Annotated in this window: 12 protein-coding genes; all 12 read right to left on the reverse strand. The window is 46.0% G+C overall.

What is annotated here, in order from left to right; genetic code table 11:
• Positions 1 to 88: 88 nt before the first annotated feature.
• Positions 89 to 1,093 (reverse strand): LacI family DNA-binding transcriptional regulator, encoded by a 1,005-nt coding sequence (locus tag ACKI5J_RS15055; RefSeq protein WP_407430306.1) that lies wholly within the window; start codon positions 1,091 to 1,093, stop codon positions 89 to 91.
• A 120-nt stretch (positions 1,094 to 1,213) separates the two neighbouring features.
• Positions 1,214 to 1,702, reverse strand: a complete 489-nt coding sequence (locus tag ACKI5J_RS15060; RefSeq protein WP_407430307.1) for a peroxiredoxin family protein — start codon at positions 1,700 to 1,702, stop codon at positions 1,214 to 1,216.
• A gap of 140 nt (positions 1,703 to 1,842) precedes the next feature.
• Positions 1,843 to 3,012: an alginate lyase family protein gene (locus ACKI5J_RS15065; RefSeq protein WP_407430308.1), complete on the reverse strand. Its 1,170-nt coding sequence runs from the start codon at positions 3,010 to 3,012 to the stop codon at positions 1,843 to 1,845.
• A 3-nt stretch (positions 3,013 to 3,015) separates the two neighbouring features.
• Positions 3,016 to 4,188 (reverse strand): glycoside hydrolase family 88 protein, encoded by a 1,173-nt coding sequence (locus tag ACKI5J_RS15070; protein ID WP_407430309.1) that lies wholly within the window; start codon positions 4,186 to 4,188, stop codon positions 3,016 to 3,018.
• Positions 4,189 to 4,200: 12 nt separating this feature from the next.
• Entirely contained in the window at positions 4,201 to 6,651 is a 2,451-nt protein-coding gene (locus tag ACKI5J_RS15075; protein WP_407430310.1) for a glycoside hydrolase family 2 TIM barrel-domain containing protein, read from the reverse strand.
• Positions 6,652 to 6,700: 49 nt separating this feature from the next.
• A complete protein-coding gene (locus tag ACKI5J_RS15080) occupies positions 6,701 to 9,397 on the reverse strand; it encodes a glycoside hydrolase family 2 TIM barrel-domain containing protein (RefSeq protein ID WP_407430311.1) in 2,697 nt (898 codons plus the stop codon).
• A gap of 23 nt (positions 9,398 to 9,420) precedes the next feature.
• Positions 9,421 to 10,521: an alginate lyase family protein gene (locus tag ACKI5J_RS15085; RefSeq protein WP_407430312.1), complete on the reverse strand. Its 1,101-nt coding sequence runs from the start codon at positions 10,519 to 10,521 to the stop codon at positions 9,421 to 9,423.
• The gene (gene bglX / locus ACKI5J_RS15090; protein WP_407430313.1) at positions 10,521 to 12,761 is read right to left on the reverse strand and encodes a beta-glucosidase BglX; all 2,241 of its coding nucleotides are present in this window, start codon (positions 12,759 to 12,761) and stop codon (positions 10,521 to 10,523) included. The genes ACKI5J_RS15085 and bglX overlap by 1 nt, the downstream gene beginning before the upstream one ends.
• Before the next feature lie 81 nt (positions 12,762 to 12,842).
• Positions 12,843 to 13,661 carry a hypothetical protein gene (locus tag ACKI5J_RS15095; protein ID WP_407430314.1) on the reverse strand — a complete coding sequence of 273 codons (819 nt, stop codon included), beginning with the start codon at positions 13,659 to 13,661 and terminating at the stop codon, positions 12,843 to 12,845.
• Between the two features lie 55 nt (positions 13,662 to 13,716).
• Positions 13,717 to 15,345, reverse strand: coding sequence for a RagB/SusD family nutrient uptake outer membrane protein (locus ACKI5J_RS15100; RefSeq protein ID WP_407430315.1), 1,629 nt, complete (start codon positions 15,343 to 15,345; stop codon positions 13,717 to 13,719).
• A 12-nt stretch (positions 15,346 to 15,357) separates the two neighbouring features.
• A complete protein-coding gene (locus ACKI5J_RS15105) occupies positions 15,358 to 18,555 on the reverse strand; it encodes a SusC/RagA family TonB-linked outer membrane protein (RefSeq protein WP_407430316.1) in 3,198 nt (1,065 codons plus the stop codon).
• A 380-nt stretch (positions 18,556 to 18,935) separates the two neighbouring features.
• Positions 18,936 to 20,876, reverse strand: a complete 1,941-nt coding sequence (locus ACKI5J_RS15110; RefSeq protein WP_407430317.1) for a 7TM diverse intracellular signaling domain-containing protein — start codon at positions 20,874 to 20,876, stop codon at positions 18,936 to 18,938.
• Positions 20,877 to 20,940 lie beyond the last annotated feature (64 nt).

The raw sequence follows: 20,940 nt of genomic DNA on the forward strand, positions 1-20,940 counted from the left end.
CCGAATGTGGAAAACTTTAGGATGTGTAAGCACTGAATATGCGCCTTTCGGACGTAAAAAAGATGGTGAAACGCTTAATATTTACTCGCTAGAGACTGGAGTTTCGGATGATGAGTTCAGAGGCCAGCACCACATTTTCATGTTCATCCGGATTGGCATCTTCAAGACGTCGGAAAAGAATACGGGCGGCCTCCTTCCCCATATCAAAGGCGGGTTGCGTAATGGTGGATAACGAAGGATTTAAAAGGGACGCGATCTCCAGACTGGAGAAACATACCACTTTCAGGTCCTGGCCTATTCGTATACCCTGCTCGTGACAAACATAGTAACTGGCGAGCGCAAGTCGTTCTACTGAAGCAAACACCCCATCGGGCTTAACGGTTCGGAAAACTTCGTCGAGCAACTCCATATTGCTCGACATTTCATTGCTGCAATCAATAACCAGATCTTCAGAAAACTTGACTTTTGAAGACTCGAGAGCATCACAGTAGCCCTGCATTCTCATCTTTCCGATCGACAGATTTTTATTCACTACCAAATAAACAATCTTTTTACAACCTTGATCCAGAAGATGTTTGGTAGCCGTAAAGCTACTTTCATAGTCGTTTGTCAGCACTTTCGATGCAACAACATCATCATACACACGGTCAAAGAAGACTAGTGGAATAGTCTTCTTTCGTATTTTATGCATATAGCTGTGGTCTTTTGCCTCACCCGAAACAGACATAATAATGCCATCAACCCTTCCGTTGTGAAGCTCAGAAAGGAATTCCACTTCTTTATCGAAATCGTCATTTGTCAGGTATATCAAAACATGGTACCCCTTTACCCTGGCGATCCTTTCAATGCCATTAATCGCCCTGGAAAAGAAATTATTGGCAATCTCCGGAACCACAACTGCGATGGTCTTGCTTTTATTTTCCCTGAGATTACTCGCGAGGTGATTGGGTTGATAGTTCAACTCCCGTGCCATAGCCAGTATCCTCTCTTTCGTCTCCTTATTGATGTCGTTATGGCCACGGAAAGCACGCGAGACAGTAGAGGTCGATAGGTTTAGCTTTTCTGCTAGTTGTTTAATATTGATTGAATCCATTTAACAGCACTTATTAGATACGATTGCCGCTAAAACAAGGCATTCAAATATACAGGCTTTTTGATGTAACTTTTACGCTAATTTACACTTTAAATGATCTCTGGCATTTCTGAATCACGACTAAAGGCCTTTGATTTTTTCGAAGATATACGGGATTTTCCTTTCGTCCTTCTCGTACAGTTCAAGCCGTCTATACCTGTTATATACATAAACGGAAGGATATTGCTGAGGCTGAAACTTGGGCAAGAATTCTTTATTCAGATCATTAAGTATCGTTACGTTCTTTTTATTAATGAGCTGAGGCCCGTACTTTTTCACGAAGTCGAGCGCTTCTTTTCTGCCATCGAGGGTCACCAGGTAAACTGAAACGCTCCGAAGATCAGCATACCGATCTCCGAGTGTCTTCATGGTAGTCTTGCAGTGTGTACACGTTACGTCGAAAAAGCTAAATAGAGAAGCACGGTCCTTCGGTATTTGTTTCGAAAAGAAAGGATTACCGTCTACAGTAAAGAATGTAAAATCTGGAATTTCCCTGGCAGGGCTTTGTGCTCCCGCACCCGCTCCAAAGAATAAAAGCAGACTGGCGACAACTATTATGGGTAATTTCATATTATCTTTTTGTTGTGTTCGTTAAATAAAAGAAAATTACCCCTCATTGCCAAGTAAAAACTGCTATTCAGCAACGATTACAACTCAGCGGTCAGCATCATCTGTTCACCCATGAAATCTTTTTCTCTTTACTCCTGCAATTAAAACCATATGACCGGATGCCTGACCGGAAGGTTGCGTATCACTTCCTCTGTCTCCGGTTGATGGTCAAGTCGTTTCCAGGTCTCGAAGTATCGCTTATTTCCGAAAGCCCTTGCGGCGAATAAAAGAGAGGGATGAGCGACTGGCCACTGATCCCAATACATTACATCTTGCTGAAAAGGCCACTTTGCTTTATCCTCAATAAACGGATGCAAAAAGCTCACCCCCTTGTTCATAGATCTGCCGTCGGCGAGCTTGAAACTCCATAAATCCTGTTTATCGTCAGACAGGATCTGGCAGATCATGCTCATGGCGTCAAGATTGAACAGAGAATACCCGTAAGGCTTGGTCCGCTTCAGTTCTCGCGGAAAACCTCCATCCGCTGCCATTTGCATCGGCAAAAGCACCTCCTTGAATCGCTGGCGACAGAAGTCCAGCATTTCCAGATCTCCCGTCAGCTTAGCAAATGATGCAACCTGCATCACCCAACAGGTTCCATGATTATTTTCCGCATTCATCTCATCTTTTCCATATGGGTGATCAGTCAGCCATTTGATGTAGCTGGCAAACCAGCTTTTCACGGGACCTATCACTGATGAAGGCATATTCCTGGAGCTCTCCATCACCAAAATCCCCTGGGCAACTTCCATCAGCTGTATAGTATCAATGATACCGATCCCTCTTCCTGTAAACCTGCCCTTAATAGCTTGCGCATACAATAGATGAGGATTCATGAGAGTTTCCGGATCTACAAACCAAGCTTTAAGGTGTATGATTGCATGCTTTACGTATCGTTCGTCTCCGGTAATTTTGTATGCTGAAGCCAGGGCTCCGATGATTTGACTGAAGCGGATCATGGCCTTGCGGTGGGCTGTAAAATTCTGGGGGTTGGTCAGTCCATCCCTTTGCACATAAGGGGCGGCAGGATGGGTACTATCCGGCCACCAATAGTCGCCCTCTGAGTAGAAATCATGCTTACCTCCGGCACTTCGTTCAGACTGCTCCGCCGTAATCGTGACAGGCTGCTGCTGCAACGCCCATAATGCCTCTTCCATTACTTGCTTGCGTAAAACGCTTACAGCCTTCTTTTCGATGTCAACACCAAACACATGGCTGACCGCAACTCCGGTCAGCCAGACAATGCAGAACACATATTTATCTAACATCATATACTACTTCACTTTTTTGCTCCTTAATAAAGCCTCCACGTAATAATAATCCGCATAGTTTATCGGCACATCGATCTCACTATTCGCTGGCCTGTGCCCCGTGCTGTGCTGTAAAATAAACCCGGAGTTTCCCCGCAGGGGCGATTTATAACTTCTACTCAAACTGCTCAGTATGGCGTCAGCCTTTTTTACATAAGGCGTTGAGTCTGTATATCCTGCCAGTTCATAAAGAGCCGAGGCGGTTATTGCAGCTGCAGAAGCGTCCCGGCTGGTGTTAGGGATACCTGGATCATTATAGTCCCAATAAGGAACCAGATCTTTCGGAAGATTAGGATGATTTAAGATAAAACCCGCAATGTTTTTCGCCTGCTGCAGATATCGTGGATCTTTCGTTTCCCGGTAACAGATAATATAGCCATAAAGCCCCCATGCTTGTCCCCGCGCCCATGCTGACTCATCTGCATACCCCTGATGGGTAACACGTGATCTCACGCTTCCATCCGCAGGACTGTAATCAACAACATGGAACGAGCTGTAATCCGGTCGGAAATGGTTTTTCAGTGTAATATCTGCATGTTTAACCGCAATTTTATAAAAAGATGAATCTCCCGTAAAGCGTGTCGCTTCGAAAAGAAGCTCAAGGTTCATCATGTTATCAATAATAACCGGATATTCCCATTTGTCACGATTATGATCCCAAGAACGTATCACCCCGGTTGTCGGATTAAAACGTGTAGACAATGATTTCGCCGCCTGTATAATCACATCTTTATAGGCTTCATCCTTGGTAAGTCTGTAACCATTTCCGAAACTACAGTATATCATAAATCCCAGATCATGAGTACCTGTATTGAACTGTTCCTTTTCTAATTTGGCTGTAAAGGACTGTGCCTCCTTTAGCCATTTCGGATCTTGCGTATAGTCGTACAAATACCATAACACACCCGGGAAAAATCCACTCGTCCAGTCTCTTGATATAACCATCTTGAGCTTTCCATTTTCAATGGTCCTCGGAGATACTTTCTCCGGACTGCCTGTAATCCCCTTTATTTCCAGCAGCATTTGCTCTGCCTGTACCTGGGCAAATTTAATCTCCTCGCCAACATTTGGCCGCTTTTGTGCCATAGAAGGCAGACTCTGAACAAAAAGAAATAGTAATCCTAAAAAATAACGCATAATTGGTATAGCTTATAAGTTGATAAAAACTGTTTCAATTCCCGGTGTGCTCACAGCAGCCACACTGCTTCCTCCCCGTTCCTCTATACGGATAATTGCCCGGCCATTATATAACTGAACTTTTCTTGATCCGACAGACGTACCTCTGTCGTCAATTAGTTTGCCGTCTCCTGAAAGCGAAAAGGTTACCAGCTGCGATGAATCCAAACATTGCACTCCCCGGGCGTCATATAACCTTGCTTCTACAGTTGATATGCCATTCTCCGAGGCGGTTTTAGACAATACAAGCCTCGCTGCTTTCCCCCATGACCGGGTTTCATAATCGAAGTGAACGGTATCTCTCACAATTGTCTTGCCTTTCCATGCCCTGACTTCCAGCGTGTTCTTTCCGCTTTCGAACACCAGATTCCAACGTAGGCCTGCCGCAGGAAAGTCAGCACTGTTTCGGCTCTTTATTCCATAGCTCTTGCCATTGAGGAAGATCTCTGCACGTTCACAGTTTGAAAATACCTTAACCATTTTTTCTTCTCCCGCCTCTCCCCATCTGACCGGCCATGAATGACCATAGATATGGACCATTGGTTTTTCTGTCCAATAAGACTGAAAAACATAGAACGACTCCTTTTTGGTGAAGTCACGCTCGACCACACCCTTCTGATTCATGTAAGGAACCGGATTTTCTGGTCGTACAGGCGTTGAAAAATCCTTAAAAGGCCAGTATGCGGTTCCACTTAACCACGGCATCGTTTCCTGTTCTTTCAGATGCCAGTCGATCAGGTTACAGATATATGATTCGCTCCAGTCGCCGTCTTTCGATACCCGCGAAGCACCCCCATATAAAGATGCATCTCCCAACCTTTCGTCTGCTCCCTGATTTCGCTCGATCTTTTGAAGAGCGTTATCAGGGTTTTCAGAATGCCGCCGTGCGTGACTATCTCCCCCCCACTCCACATGCAAGAAATGCTTTACGCGTCTATTCTCTTCTTCAGAGACCTTCTTGTAGTCCGTATACACTCCCCGATACCAGCCTGCCCATATAGACGGAGAGTAAACATCTACTATATCCCTGCAGAAATCACATCTTCGGATAGCCGTCTTTCTTGACGGATCGAGTGTATGCGACAAGTCATTCAGCTCGGTCATGAAAGCTCGGATCTTGTCCTGGTCAAACTCCGGAAAATCCCCCGGCCAATCGTTCTCGTTGCCCAGGCCCCAGATAATCACCGAAGGATGGTTATAATGTTGTTCAATCATATTGGTCAACATTCGTCGTGCCTGATCTTTGTATATGTCACCGCCTAATCCGCCTCTGCACCAGGGAATTTCTTCCCATACCAGGATCCCCAGGCTGTCGCATAAATCCAGTACGATACGCGACTGCTGATAATGACCAAGCCGGATAAAATTAACTCCCATATCCTTCATCATCAGCATCTCTTGCCTGATCTGTCCCTCAGACATCGCTGCCGCCACACCCGCATGGTCCTCATGCCGGTGTGTGCCCCTTAGCAGAAGTCGCTTTCCGTTTAAAACAAAGGGGCCATTTTCCAAAAATTCAAAATGACGAAAACCTATTTTTTCCTGATGAACGTAGTCTGTTTCAGCGTGTACAACAGCTTCAACCGTATATAGCACCGGTTTATCCGGCGACCAGAGCGCGGGTGACTTCATCTTAAATTCCGCCAGCAGCTGGTCACCGGAAAGGTTGCCCGTATTTACTCCGAGGGTTTGCAATATCTTATTTCGTGAGTCCTTCAGACGAAGCGTTACCGAAGCTTTACCGATCTGTCCTGGATCATAAAACCTTCCGCGAACATGAACATGTCCCGCTTTTCCGCTCTTATCCACCTCCGCCTTCACAAATAGCTTTTCCAGGCTCAGCTCCGGAACATAAACAAGGTTCAGATAACGATAGATTCCCCCATAAATATTAAAATCACTTAAGTCCGAAGGGATCATCTCCAGATCCCTTGAGTTGTCACAACGGATGGCAATAGGGATCATACCCTTGAACTGAGCCCCGAAAATATCCGTTTTCTTGAACGCAGCAACAGCGTCAGTGATATCCACTGTCCATTCGTCGTACCCGCCTGTATGAGAGCCCACTTTGGTGGTATGCACATACACATCCGTCTTCTGTCCCGCGCCCTCAAAATGCAGCAATATGCGCCCTCTGCTGTACGGATTCTCCACTTTAAGACGAGTGCGGTACCATCCTGGTCCCTGGTAATAATTCACGTCCGGATCCACCGCATCCTGTGCGTTAAAACAATGAGGCAACGTCACCTCTTCCCAGATCGGAACGCTTTCTGAGCTGCCTTTTGCTGCCACCCGCACAGCTTCCCAGATGCCACCTAAATCTTGCTTTAAGAATTCCCATCCGGTGTCGATTCTTGACTTTTGCTGAGCAAAAGATTGCCCCCAGAGCATGGAGACCAACAGCAAAACAATGTACCTCTTCATATATTTTATATTAATTGAGCCCTCTCTTTGCTGAGAAGAACGAAACGTTTTAATACTTCTTTATTACTTGTATTGCATTTAATATGGGCTCGCCACGTTTTGGATGAAAGCCTATTTCTATTCCTTTTCCGCCAACTACATCAACACTGATTCTTTCTGAATGAGCAGTGAACGCCCCGTAACTCCCGGCCACGTTGACATCCCGAAAAACAAGCAGACTATTTACCGATACATCAAACATGCGCTCCTGAGCTGCCTGCTGATGTTCCGCTTGACCAAGATTATAAACCAAGGCCTCTTTTTTCTCATCGCTCGTCAATTCGGCAAAATGCAGTACCAGTTCATAGTGCCCGTCCTGAACATCCATTTTATACTTTTGAATGCCCACTTGTTGAGTCTGATAAATAGGATCATCCTCCGTTCCCCGTATATTACGGTCTGTGCCATAACCTTGCCTGGCTTTCGATGCCAATTGGAAAGCCGTTCCTCCTATATGGCCCCGGCCGCCCGCTTTATAGGGCTGATCGGGTAGCCATACCAGGCCAGTCTGTACCTCACTGTAGATCCGCTTTGATCCCAACAGCATATTGACTTGCCCGAAAGGCACCTCGTTGTTCCACTCTCGCGGTATCAGACGAAACTCCACATGCCGCACATCACGATACTCTCGCCCCGCGGAAGCCATGACCGCTTCAATGCTATGGGTTCCTGAAATAAACGGAACCTGCCAGCTGAAGCGTTTGTCGGACCGATGCTTCGTTCCCAGCGACTTTCCATTTAAAAATAGCTCAACGGACTCCCCATTCGAGAAAACGTCCACTGATTGCATGCAAAATAGCTGTCCCGGATCAGCATAACCACTCCTGCGATCCCAGTCAGAAATTTGAATAAACGGACGGGACAGGAGTTTAGACTGATAAAAACGATAAAGGTCTTTCAGCTTTCTGTCGATGGTCAACAGGCCTTTGTTATTGATATGGGGCATCGTTTCCTCCCTTGTCTCCGAATTAAAATCCGCCAGGTTCCACGCCATGCCGGCCGCTATAAAAGGCCTGTCCATTATAGCTTTAAGATAAACCTCATGGTAATCCAGCGAGTATTCTATGCTTTTATCAAAGCGCTCAGGGGTTTGCGAGCGAACGCGGGGATCCGCATCTGCTCCGTATTCGGTGACGACCACCGGCTTGTCCGGGAACTCCTGATGGAATTTATCCATAAAAGATGCAAACCCGTGAATGTTGCCTGAATACCAGCCTTGATATAAATTCCATCCGGTTATCATAGGGATGTCTATTAATCCGGCATCCTTATATCGGTTAAAATCACCATGATGAGCCAGCATGGTATATCTGGACGGATCCTCCTTACGGGTTAAAACTTCGAGCTCTTTCGCCAACCTGGCTACATTAGCCAAATAAATCTTCTGCCTATCCGGTTCTCCCACAAACTTCATCCTCAACAGAACCTCGTTCATGTATGCCCAGATGATCACACTCGGATGGTTAAAGTTCTGCCTGATCATCTCCACCTGCATGGACTTGCAATTCTGGTAGAATTCCTCCGTCTCGGTAATCGCATTAACAACGGGAATCTCAACCGATGCGAGTAGCCCAAGCCGGTCACAGGCCTCCAGCACCGCCGGGTCCTGAGGATAGTGGGCAACCCGCAGAAAGTTCCCACCCATCGCCTTAAGTAGCCTGACATCTTCTATAGCATAGCTATCCGGCAATGCATTACCTAATCCTTTGAAATCCTGATGCCTGCTGGCCCCTATTAATTTATAAGGCTTTCCGTTTAGATGAAAACCGCTCTGCGCATCGAACCGGAACCACCTGAAACCTACAGGGCCCGACACCTCATCGAGAATAACGTCTGATCGGACATCCAGAACCTGCACCAGTACGTGATACAGCACCGGGCTTTCAGGACTCCAAAGTTTCGGTTGGTGAATACTGGACAGATGCTGTTGCAGAGGTGTTTGTCGTCCTTTCTTCAGTACCACCAATGACGTTTTTTCTCCTACTATCCTACCGTTCGGATCTCTTAACGTAGTTCGCACCCGGATGCGCTGATCCTTTTCAGATGTATTTTCAAGGTCACTTCTAATATGAAGAGAGGCTTCATTTTCAGAAACCCGCGGCGTGCTTACATAAATTCCTTTCGAACCGTGGTCAAGGCTGAAGTGTATCTGGTCGGTCGCTATTAAAAATACATCACGGTAAATTCCACCGAAGAAGGTAAAGTCGGCCGACAAAGGGGGGATATCTTCATTATGCCGGTTGTCAACGCGGACGAGAATCTCATTACGGGCACCCTCTTCGAAGCTCACCAGTTGATCTATCCGGACCGAAAAGCCCGTATAACCGCCCGTGTGGGATCCCGCTTTCTTACCGTTTACCCATACATCTGCTATCTGATTTGCTCCTTCGAAGAAAAGAAACACATTCTTTTTCTTCCACGCCTTATCCACTTTCAATTCCCTACGGTAGACACACACCGCCCGGTAATATCCCGGCTCATCATCATTCACGTCACGATCATTCCAGGTATGAGGCAGGCTGACATTCTCCCATGAAACGGAAGTGCCTTCGGTATTTTTGCTGAATTGCCAGCCGCTGTTAATCCCGACTTTCAGCCTTCCTTCCTGCCCGCTTGAATCGGGTGATTGAAAAACCATCACCAATAGCAGGATGTAAAACAGTGGCCTGAAATGGTGTTGCTTATCCTTTTTATAAGTTCTTTTCATATCTCTAAATAGTACCGAAGTGTTTAACTCCCCTTCTGCTGGCGCAGCCTGGCCAGCAGAATCTGCCAATCGAAATAAGCGTCTGTACCCGTCTTTGCCTTATCAATCACATCAAGGTATGACCGATCAAAATATACTGCGGGGCTCAAAGCCGGAATCCCTCTGGCCGGTATAAAATCATTAATTTGAAAACCCTTCTCGTTGTTGCTGGCTCGTTTTCTGTCAAACTCAACTTTGCTGTTTAAGAACTCTTTATGGGTTTTGACGCCTTCCATGTAAGGCACGAGGAAGTCAACACCTTTTTTTATTGAACCTCCTGATGAGGAAGTCACCTGAAAATAGTCTTTACCGGTAGCTCTTTTCATCACCGTTATTGCTTTCAGGAAAGGTTCGATACTGAAAATATGGTAGTTCAGCGCATCCCTTTCATGGAAGTCGTAAGTAGAACCGTCCGCATTCAAATTATGACCGATTTGTTTCACAAGCTGCTCTTCCACATGCTGATCATACTTGCCGTCCTGGAGCGTATAGTTGATCATGATCATCATCTTTACCCGATGAGTGTTCCAGTTATTGACAGAAGTACCTTTCCCATTTCGCCCTGACTCATGCTGAATCTCCTTCTCCCGCATACGCGACAACCAGTTATCAATTTGTATTCTGTCTTTAGAAGATATCTTTGAACGAATCAGATCATATGCAAAGACCATATCCTCAAGCTTGGTCTCATTAATGGGGTTTCCGTCAGGTTGATTGGCGTTCGCCCAGGCCAGCAAAAACGAAAGGCATTTCTTTAGATAACGCGCTTCTCCCCCTATACTGGCCCTAAGGGCTAAGCAGAAGATCTTATCTACATCCTGCAAGGCCTGGAGACTGGCCATCTTATTCGGGTCTCCCATCAGCAAGCCTTGGGAAGTGATAAGCGCTATGGGGGCAGGCTGGTCTTTCAATGACTCATCCGCCTTCGTTTCTATTCGTTTATAAAACTGCGAGACCTGTTCATCAGTCTTAACAAGCTTTCTTAAGGCATTTAATTCTGATGTATTCAGACTTACGTACTGTGCCCGGACTGTAGTCACCAGGAAGAACAGGCCGGCAAATAAAACTCTTTTTTTTACCATCATCAGTTTATTAATTGAAACTTCCTCTCAAGCGATATTTTATCTGAACGCGTCCCCAGCATCAGGTTAAACTCACCCGGCTCAGCAGTCCAGTTCATTTGTTGATCATAAAAAGCCAGTTTACTTTTATTGACAACGAATTGAAGCTTTTTACTTTCTCCTGGCTGAAGCATCACTTTCCTAAAATCCTTAAGCTCTTTCAGAGGGCGGGTTACGCTGGCAAACATATCCTGAAGATAAAGTTGCACAACCTCCTCACCTGCGTATTTACCAGTATTTTTAATCGTACAGCTTACCAGGATAGAGTCCGAAGCATTCATGCTGGTCTTATTTAATTCCAGGTTTGTCAGGGCAAATTGCGTATAGCTCAGTCCGTAACCGAAAGCATATCGGGGGGTATTGGGCAAATCAAGATATATCGATCTGTACTTCCGGTCGTTCTCGTTCAGCGGAGGTCTCCCCGTATTCTTGTAACTATAAAACAAAGGAATCTGGCCTTCTGATCTCGGAAAAGTCATAGGCAGCTTGCCTGCAGGGTTATAGTCGCCAAACAGGACATTCGCCATCGCATGACCAGCCTCACTGCCCAACCACCAGGTATACATAATAGCAGGTACATGATCGGAAGTCCAGTTAAAGATGAGCGGACGCCCGGCCATAATCAGAACCACCACCGGCTTTCCGGTAGCCTGGACCGCCTTAATCAGCTCCTCCTGAACACCCGGCAAGTTTATATTCGCCCGGCTGTTTCCTTCGCCACTCATATCAAATGTCTCTCCAACCGCCATTATCACTACATCTGAACGTTTGGCCGTCTCTATCGCTTCTGCAAAGCCGGCGCGCGAGGTGTCTCCGATCGCGCAGCCCTTCGCATATTCAATCTTTGACCTGGATCCTACCTTCTTCTGCAAACCTTCATAAAGAGAAACCAGATCATCATTATCCCACTTGACTGACCAGAAACCTTTCATGTCTTCTTTAGACTTGCCCAAAGGACCTATCACGGCGATTTTTTTGGTGTTTTTTGAGAGCGGCAGTATCTGGCGTTCATTCTTCAGAAGGACGATACTCTTCTCCGCCATCTTTCTCGCAGCTTCTTTGTTTTTAGCGGAGTTTAAAACCTTTTTTTCGCGCGCCTCATTGCTGAACCGGTAGGGATCATCGAATAATCCCATCTCGAACTTTTTCGTCAGGATCCGACGTACTGCATCATCAATAAGACTCACACTCACCTCCCCTTTTCTCACCAGGTCCGTTAAATGAGGGAGGTAGCTATGACTTTCCATATCCATATCACTACCAGCCAGCATCGCCATACGTGCCGCTTCGCGATTGTCTTGAGCATAGCCATGTGGAACCATCTCCTTAATGGATCCCCAATCGCTTACAATAAATCCCGGAAATTTCCAGGAGCCTTTCAATATATCCCGCTGCAGATAACTACTTCCGGTAGCCGGAACACCGTTCAAATCATTAAAAGCATTCATAAATGTCGCTACTCCTGCATCCAGCGCAGCCTTGAACGGCGGAAGGTATACCTCATAAAGCATGCGCTCACTCATATCTACCGAATTATAGTCCCTTCCCGCCAACGCAGCACCGTAAGCGGCGAAGTGTTTAGCACAAGCCATAATCGCATCCAATGTTCCCAGTCCCTTTCCCTGAAAGCCCTTTACCCGGGCACTTGAAATAACTGAGCCCAGATAAGGATCCTCGCCCGCTCCTTCCATCACCCTGCCCCACCTTGGATCCCTGGAGATATCAATCATGGGTGCGAACGTCCAATGAATTCCCGCAGCCGAGGCTTCTTCAGCAGCAGTTCTCGCTGCTCCCTCAATTGCCGGAATATCCCAGCTTGCCGCCTCAGCCAGTGGTATAGGGAAGGTCACTCTGTAACCATGAACAACGTCAAGGCCAAATAACAGAGGGATTTTAAGGCGCGATTGCATAGCAAGAGCCTGTACATCGCGGGTATCCTTCGCTCCCCTGACATTGAGCATAGAACCAACCCTGCCAGATTTTATATCCTCATATTTTGTGCTGTTTACGGTAACCGGACCGGTTGCCAGCCGGTCACCCGTATATTGATTCAATTGACCAACCTTTTCTTCGAGTGTCATTTTTGAGATCAATTCATTGACCTTATCATCGATAGTCATCGGAGATGGTACTCCTGTTTGACCGAACAGCTGTGAGTAACCCAGTACCAACGAAAGAGAAACCGGAATAATTAATTTAAACATGTATTTGAAATATGACTTCATATACCATCGCCGGTGCGGGCGATGGCATACTATTAACTGATGAACTTTGACACTTTCTGGTTAATATCTCCAGGGGTACACGGTTGCAGAACATACATGAACAGTACCATTCAAGGCGATAATTCCGGCTGTAGAAACATTCGTTTGATCATTGACCTGTAAGGGCGAATAGTCGCTATTCAGAATTTTCATGTTAATCTTGCCTTCCGGATCAAAACCATTTCCCCCTGCCTCATAATTGTACGTAAAGACCCTGGCACCACTGGGGTTCAGATTCGGACTAGTGGCAGCCACCGCATATCCTAACCGGGATTCCTTTGTGGCGACAGATCCTGCCGGCAACAGGGTTTGAAAGCTTGTATTTTCCAAAAGGGCATTTGAAAATCCAAATTCCCCCTGAAAGATCAGGTAGAGGAAATAGTTCCGCACAGTTTCCTTGCTGTAGTCGCTCCACTTATTAGCAGGCCGGCTTACCGGCGTCACGCCATCGGTAGCAAACCGTATGCTTCCGTCGGCGTTTTTCTCAATCACCGGAAAGTCAAACCACATACCAGCCGTAATAACTCCCGTTGTCGCATTTCTGACTCGTATCGCATTATTGCTCAACAGAATAAAGGATCTTCCGCTTTGTTCATACTCGGTAAGATCCATCTCGGCGTATTCGAGCCCCAACTGCATCCACTTGAAAATGGTATCATTGGCGACAAGGGGATTTTTGCCTCTCTCTTCCAGATACTGGCGGGCAGTTTTATCAATATGAGGATCAAGAACGGATTTCTCGTACGGATAATCCTCCTGGAGATCCAGTCCGAACATCGAACAACCGCTCAAAAAACTGCTTAGGAACAGTCCTGATAGTAATATATAAATTCGTTTCATCTGATCGTTTTTAAGATGATATACTTTCTTGATTTAAGCTTCCTGTACGAAGTGCTTACTGCCCTCCATACGGTTCGTTCTGCACAAGCAGACTGTTCGCATACATGACGTTCGTGCTGAATGGCCAGTAGTATTTCCGTTTATCACTACCCCACCCGGTAGCTGCATTGCCAGCAGCTGTCTGACGGGCTATCAGGATAGGATCCATGACGTCCTTCACTTTGTCCGTACGCACCAGATCAAACCATCTTACACCCTCACCGATAAGCTCAAACTGTCTTTCCTTCAATATTTCGTTCTCCAGCTCATTTGCTCCCGCAAATTGCCCAGCGTTAACCAACGGAACTCCCGCACGACCTTTTATCAAGTTCAGATACTTTACTGCATTATCCCTGTCACCTATCTTGTTCAGCGCTTCGGCATACAACAGGTACATGCCGCTTAAACGGTACAAGGGAATGTAAACGTTCGTCTGCTCATTGCCAGGTAAATTGCTCGTATATAAAGTCGGCACAAACGTATAACCCGCCGTTGCCGTTGCCGCAGTAAATGTGCCGGCGTAGAACTTCCAGAAGCTCCGGTCGCGGATAGGTTGATTCGTTGCAGACGTGATGTTATAGGTCTGCCTCACTCTCAAATCTGTCGTCGCAGTGGTCGTCCCATATACCGCTGTAGACCTCTGGGGCCACTCGGTCCACAATGGATCAGCCATACGTATCTGAGGCTCATTCATTGTCCTGGATACACCCGCCATACATGCACATCCGTTCGCTACATAATCCCAGTGGATACTGAAGATGCTTTCAACACTTGAAGCCGGACTCACAAACTGCGTATTCCAGGTCGTTCCCGATTGCAAGTCACCTAAAGCGCCGCCTGCACCCGTTGCCAGCGCACCAGAAGCATTGTACACTTTTCCTGTAGGCGCCTTTGCGGCGAACAAACGTTTGAACCACACAATAGCGTTATCGTAATCGTGTTTCCACATGTAGATATCTGCCATAATCGAACAGATAGCGCCTTCGCCAAGATACCAAACGGTTGGAGTCTGGTTTTTTGTAGTCAGCTGATAGGCAAGTTCCAGATCCGCTATTGCCAGCGCCAGGATCTTCTCCTGAGGTTCTTTAGCTGCTTCCGGCTGATCATTAATACTGAGATAGGGCTCTGTCCGGATAGGCGCATCTCCCCAAACCCGGGCAATCCAAAAATAGCAAAGCGCCCGCATCGCATGCGCCTGGGCAGTATAACTTGCTTCCAGAGCAGGAGTCAACGCAATGGGTGAACCGGGAGCCGCAAAGTTCTTAATCTCCGGAAGTTTTTTAATCAGCAGGTTTGCCCGCCCGATAGTACTGTACAACGACGAATAATCCGCATAAGAGTTGTTCGCTGTCAAACCGTTAAATTCGATCTCATTGGTGGCATTAACGGAATATGAAAGCCTTCTTTCCCAATTGTCAGACCGCGCCTCTCCCCACCAGGTAATTCGGTTATTGTACTGCCCTTCTCCAATCATGGTAGACTGAAATTCGCCATACATTCCCGCGAGCGCTGCTTCTGCATCCAGCCTGCTTTTGAAAAAAGCTTCCAGCGTGCCCTCTGAAACCGGTTGCTCATCGATCGACTTCGCACAACTCACTAAAATCATCAGCAAGCTCAAAATATAGATATGAAATCTCTTGTTCATGTTTCTTTCCTTTTAAAAACCTACCGTTATACCAAAACCTAGTTCCCTGCGCTTCGGATATTTCCCATTGTCCTCTCCCGGCGTTAGTCCCGATGACGAAGTAAACTCCGGATCGTATCCTGAATAATTGGTGTAAGTGAGCAGGTTAACACCGTAAACGTAAGCCGCAATGTTCCTGGCTAATGCCTTTCTCGCGAGGTCCGGACTAAACCGATAGGTCAGACGGGCGTTGGACAGCCTAACGAATGTTGCATCCTCCAGGAAGTAGCTGTTACCTCCACTTCTCTGACTACCTCTGGTATCTTTGTCCGGATAAAAAGGAAATGTCGATACATCACCCTGCTTGGTCCATGCACCATAAATGGCCTCAGGCAGCGAGGGGTTTCCATTATTGGCAAAATTGGTCAGGTTCTGTTTGAATTGATTATACACCTTTCCACCGATCGTCGAATTAATGATAAAGGAAAAGGAAACGCGCTTATAGGTGAAATTATTGACGAAACCTAAGTAAGCATCTGCCTGCGCATTTCCGATAACGTGGCGATCGTTGTCATTGATTACCCCGTTATTATCAATATCCTGCCATTCGGTATCACCGCCCAAGAGCACGTTTCCGTTATGGTCGCGCTTTTTAACAATTTCACCACCGTATACCTGGCCATCAAGTTCATAATGATCCGCTACAGACGTACCGGTACGGCCTAAACCTCCACTCACGGTAATCCCTACCGGAGTCAGCTTTCTCCCGTCAGGCGTATAAGCATTCGATACATCATACTGATAGATTCCAAGGTTCTGCCATCCATAAAAATCACCTATTCTGCTTCCTTCGGCAATCAGATAGCGCGCATTCCCCCCGCTTACTCCTCCTGAACCCGTCGCAATAAACGACTCACCATTGTAGAGCCTGGTAATTTTGCCCCGTTCGAAAGTCAGGTTCGCATTAACCGTCCAGTTGAAGTTCTGCGAAACGACCGGATTGCCCGTGAGAACCAGCTCCAATCCCTTATTTTCAATATTGCCCACATTCACCTTAATGGAGCTGTATCCCGTCTCTCTCGGCATCTGGCGATCGTAAAGCAGATCCTCGGTTGTCCTCACATAGGCGTCAACGATGAAGCCAAGGCGCCCCTTAAGAAAACTCAAGTCCAGGCCCAGATTTTTGGTAACCGTCGATTCCCATTTAAGTGTCGAGTTACTGAAACTTCCGGTGGGCGATATCCCGGATATACCGTTATAGCTGTTTCCTCCAATTTCCACCCGGTTAATAGACTCATAATCCCCGATCGGATCATTTCCGCCGCTACCGTAGCTGAACCTTAACTTACCGTCATCCAGCACTTTCTTAGTCCATGAAAGGAACTTCTCGTCGGTGAAACGCCATCCCACAGATCCTGCAGGAAAGCCTCCTGAACGATTGTCTTTTCCAAAACGCGATGACGCATCATTTCTGTAAACACCCTGTAGTAAGTATTTGCCTTTATAGCTGTAACCTATGCGTCCGAAGTAAGAGGCCGTAGAAAACGCTCCCGCTCCCACACGCTGCTGAGAGAGATTGGTCATGTTACTACCCGTTATGGTAGTGACGTTCTCTAAAACGAAGTTGGTGCCGGTCAGGTAAACATTATCATAACGCAAGCGGTCACGGGTAATACCCGCTGTAGCGGTAAAAGCATGATGCTCATTGAGCGTCTTGTTGTAATTCATGTAGGCCTGTGCCTCGTAATAGAACCGTTTGTTAAACTGGTTCACGGCCGAATTCGTGGTACCGGTCTGCGTGGAGATATATCTCGGCGTAAACTGCACTCGCTGCCCGTCATCGAGCTGGGCGTTTAATGCCGCCGTAAACTTGAGGTTGTCCAGAATATCATAGTTAACGGTGTTGACAAACTGAATTCTGTAGTCTTCTCTTGTATTCGTTTCCTGAAGAGCATAGGCCACCGGATTCCGCTTGTTATTGATGTAGCTGGTCAGACTACCGTCAGGGTAATAGATGAGGTAACTGGTAGGCCTGTCAAACACGGGCCGGATGGAGTTATTCACATTCGCCATATTTCCGGTCTGCCTGTACACCGATAGGTTGGTCGAATATTTTAGTTTTTTCAGAGCCTGATAATCGACGTTTACCCTTGACTGAATGCGTTTACTGTTGCTGTTTAGCGCGATCCCCTTATCATCAAGATAGTTAACGCTACCGGCATAGGTCAGATTTTTGCCGCCGCCGCTGACGGAGAATCTCAAATCGTGTTTTTGCCCCAGATTACCCAACAACAGGTCCTGCAGGTCATTCGCCGAATTCAAGCTTGGATTCAATGAATCTGTTAAAACACCCAATTGCCCCTGCAGCTGCCTGTAGTAACGAATATCTACGGGGTTAGACTGCTGAATTTCATGTGCAATCTTACCCATAGTGTATACGTACTGCACATCCAGTCTGGGTTTACCTTCGACTCCCCGCTTCGTACTAATCAGGATGACGCCATTAGCCGCCCGGGATCCGTAAATCGACGCGGAGGCTGCATCTTTTAGTATCTCAAAACTTTGAATGTCACTTGGATTAATGGCGCTGATACTTTGTGTAATGACACCATCAACGACGTACAAGGGACTGGTTCCGTTGCCTTCTGATGAAAAAGTAGAAGGACCGCGAATGGTGATAGAGCCTTCAGCACCTGGTTCACCGTTATCGTTCATTACCATAACCCCTGCGGCCTGACCTTGCAGCGCATCGAATATATTCAAGGGTTGCCTGTCTTCAATCTGTGCTGCCGTAACGGTTGATGTAGCACTTGTCAGGTCCCTCTTCTTAACTGTCCCGCCATAACCGGTCTGCACAACCACAACTTCATTGAGCGTATTGATATTCTCACTTAGTTTAACCTCCACTTGCAACCGCCCTTTGAGCGGCTCCTCATGCGGATTGAACCCAACATAAGAAAAGACAAGGATGGCGTCCTTCTCAGCTACCTTTAAACTAAATTTTCCATCGGTATTACTGCTAACACCTGCGGTTGTACCTTTTACCCGGATACTTACACCTGGCAAAGGTTCCCCTTTGATATCTGTAACTAAGCCCGTCACGTTTATCTGTGCATATACAGGCGACAGGTAAATACTCAACAGGAGCAAGTACAGCAATTTTTTCAAGCAAGGAAGGTATCCACTACGACTGGCGGCTTCCCTTTCTTTAGAATGGTATAGTTTACCCATAAAACATAATTGGCTTTTGACTATTAAGCGCCCAACACGTGATGGGTCTCATAATCGATTCAATACTGGTGTTGGTTAGTTCAATTCGGCCCCCGTAAACCTGGTTTCAAAGGCGTAATAAAAATGGTTTGGATTTTTAAGTCGGCATTTTGATTAAGTACTAATTGGTATGGCCAAATGTAAACGAATATTGGGGACAAAAACAACAAAAAAAGCACATAATCAACTGTTAATTAGATAGTTATATATTTCATGATACACCTAATTGCAATCTTCGCTTTTTCCTATTTGGCTGGTAATAAGCTACAAAGAGAGAAATATCACGTTTACTTAAGCGTATCATGATACACTTAAATAGCATTAAAATAACGTGTTATTTTTCACTTTTCAGCGTAGACAAGCGAAACGTCAAGAACAAGTTTACTCCATCCCTGTTCCCCGGCGTTCTGAATATCCTTCTTTCGCTCTTCCATCAGCTTCTTCATCCTGCTGCTATAAGACCAGCAGGTGCTCTGACGAATCCCTAAGATTTCGGATAATCTATGCGATGAAATTTTTCCCTTCGTGCTATACACAAGAAACAGCATGTAGAAGGCCTTATTGATCGGAATGCGGCTGTTCTGGAAAATGGTATTTGCGATTACCGATTCTTCATACCTGCATTTAGTGCACCGACGGCTGTAGGGAAGCTGCCCGTGGAGATAATTCGTATTGGAGCACTTCTTGCAACTGTAAGCCTCTGTCCATTTTAATTCTGACAGAAATCTAAAGCATGTTTCCCGATCCGGATAGATCTTACTAAACTCGCTGAAATCAACATCCTGAGACATTACACGTGCACGTGTAACCTTTTCTATGTTAACATGAAGATCTTTGTTGTCCTTCTCCAATAAGCTGTTGATACGATTTATTTCCGCTGATTGCCTCTCAAGCAATGCATTTGCCTTCGAGAGTTCCACATTCTGCTGCTCAATAATAGAGGCCTTCTCCACAACCTGGCGGGTTCTCTTATCCACGAGGGTACTGAGCTCCCTATTAAGCGTGTCTTGCAGCTTTTCATTGACCTGGAGTTGCTGAATCATTCTTTTTTGGGCCTTTACTTTCTTTTTCTTCAAATGGGCAACATTATCTCCTATTGCGAATGACACTAACACCATTTCCATCACAAAGCAAAAACTTAGGCTATAATGTGTTATCGGCCCATATGGCAACCAACTTACATTAAGCAGGATCAGTACCTTGATAATTACTCCCAGTATCAGAAAAGAATAGCCTATCACAAAGAAACGTGCAGGACGATAACCACTCTTCCATACATATACACCTACGTACAGGGCGGCCAATGCAGGCACTACTTCCACTATTTTGTAAGTAAACAGATTCTTATCGATCAAGCAAGCTACCAGGAATGCCACCCTGAGAATAATTATACTGTTGATCAGTCGGTATAGCTTGGGAAACTTGGGTTTAAGATATAAGAAGCTCGATGCAAAAAGCAGGGCGAAGACGCTACTCGAAAACAACGCAATCCCGTAAGAATACTGATTCCAGTCGGGATAGTTGGGCCACAAATATTGAAATGCAATCCCGTCTATGCACATCTCGTACAAGCCGATACTTAAATTGTACAGCACATAATACAGATATTGCCGCTGTCTGACTGCAAAGAACATGAGTATATTGTACAGGCTGAATACAATGATCATCCCATAGAACACACCGAAGATCATATACTCCTCGATCGCATACTGAACAAACCATTCTACATTTCTCAATACGATGATAACACTTACCGATTGAGACGACTTCAATCTCACGTAGTAAACATTCTCCCCCGTTAGGGAATGGTCGAGATTAAACGTAAAGTTTTTATGCTGAAAGGTCCGATGATGAAAGGGGTATTGGTCGCCAAAGTGATGAGCGGTATACCTTTTATACTGATCCGGAGAGTATAACGTAACCTCATCTATCGTCTGGTCAAAAAACTCCAGGATCCAGTTTTCTTTTGACGAAGGAAGAGAGCGTATTTTTATCTTGAACCAATAGTACGACTTGAAATTAAAGATCTTCGGTGTATAATATCGGTTCTTCTTAAATAGGGTGTCTATCCCCGGCTTTAAAACATCAGACAGCTGTAAGGTGCCTCCTGGATCCTCGTACATCTCAATTTCACCGTAAGAAAAAATGTGCTGAGGTACATGGTCCCGGATGGAAACGACTTCCTGGGAGAATAAACCATTCTTCGAAGCAGAAAGCAGAATAAGTAAAGCAAGAAAAATAAGTCTCTTATAAGCGAAATTGCTGCTTTTTGCGCATCTCATCGGACAGTTCTAATTATCGCAAACACTTCACCGCAATACACCGCCAATATATTGCCGGCCTCAT

This window comes from Arcticibacter sp. (assembly GCF_045629565.1).
Taxonomy (GTDB): domain Bacteria; phylum Bacteroidota; class Bacteroidia; order Sphingobacteriales; family Sphingobacteriaceae; genus Arcticibacter.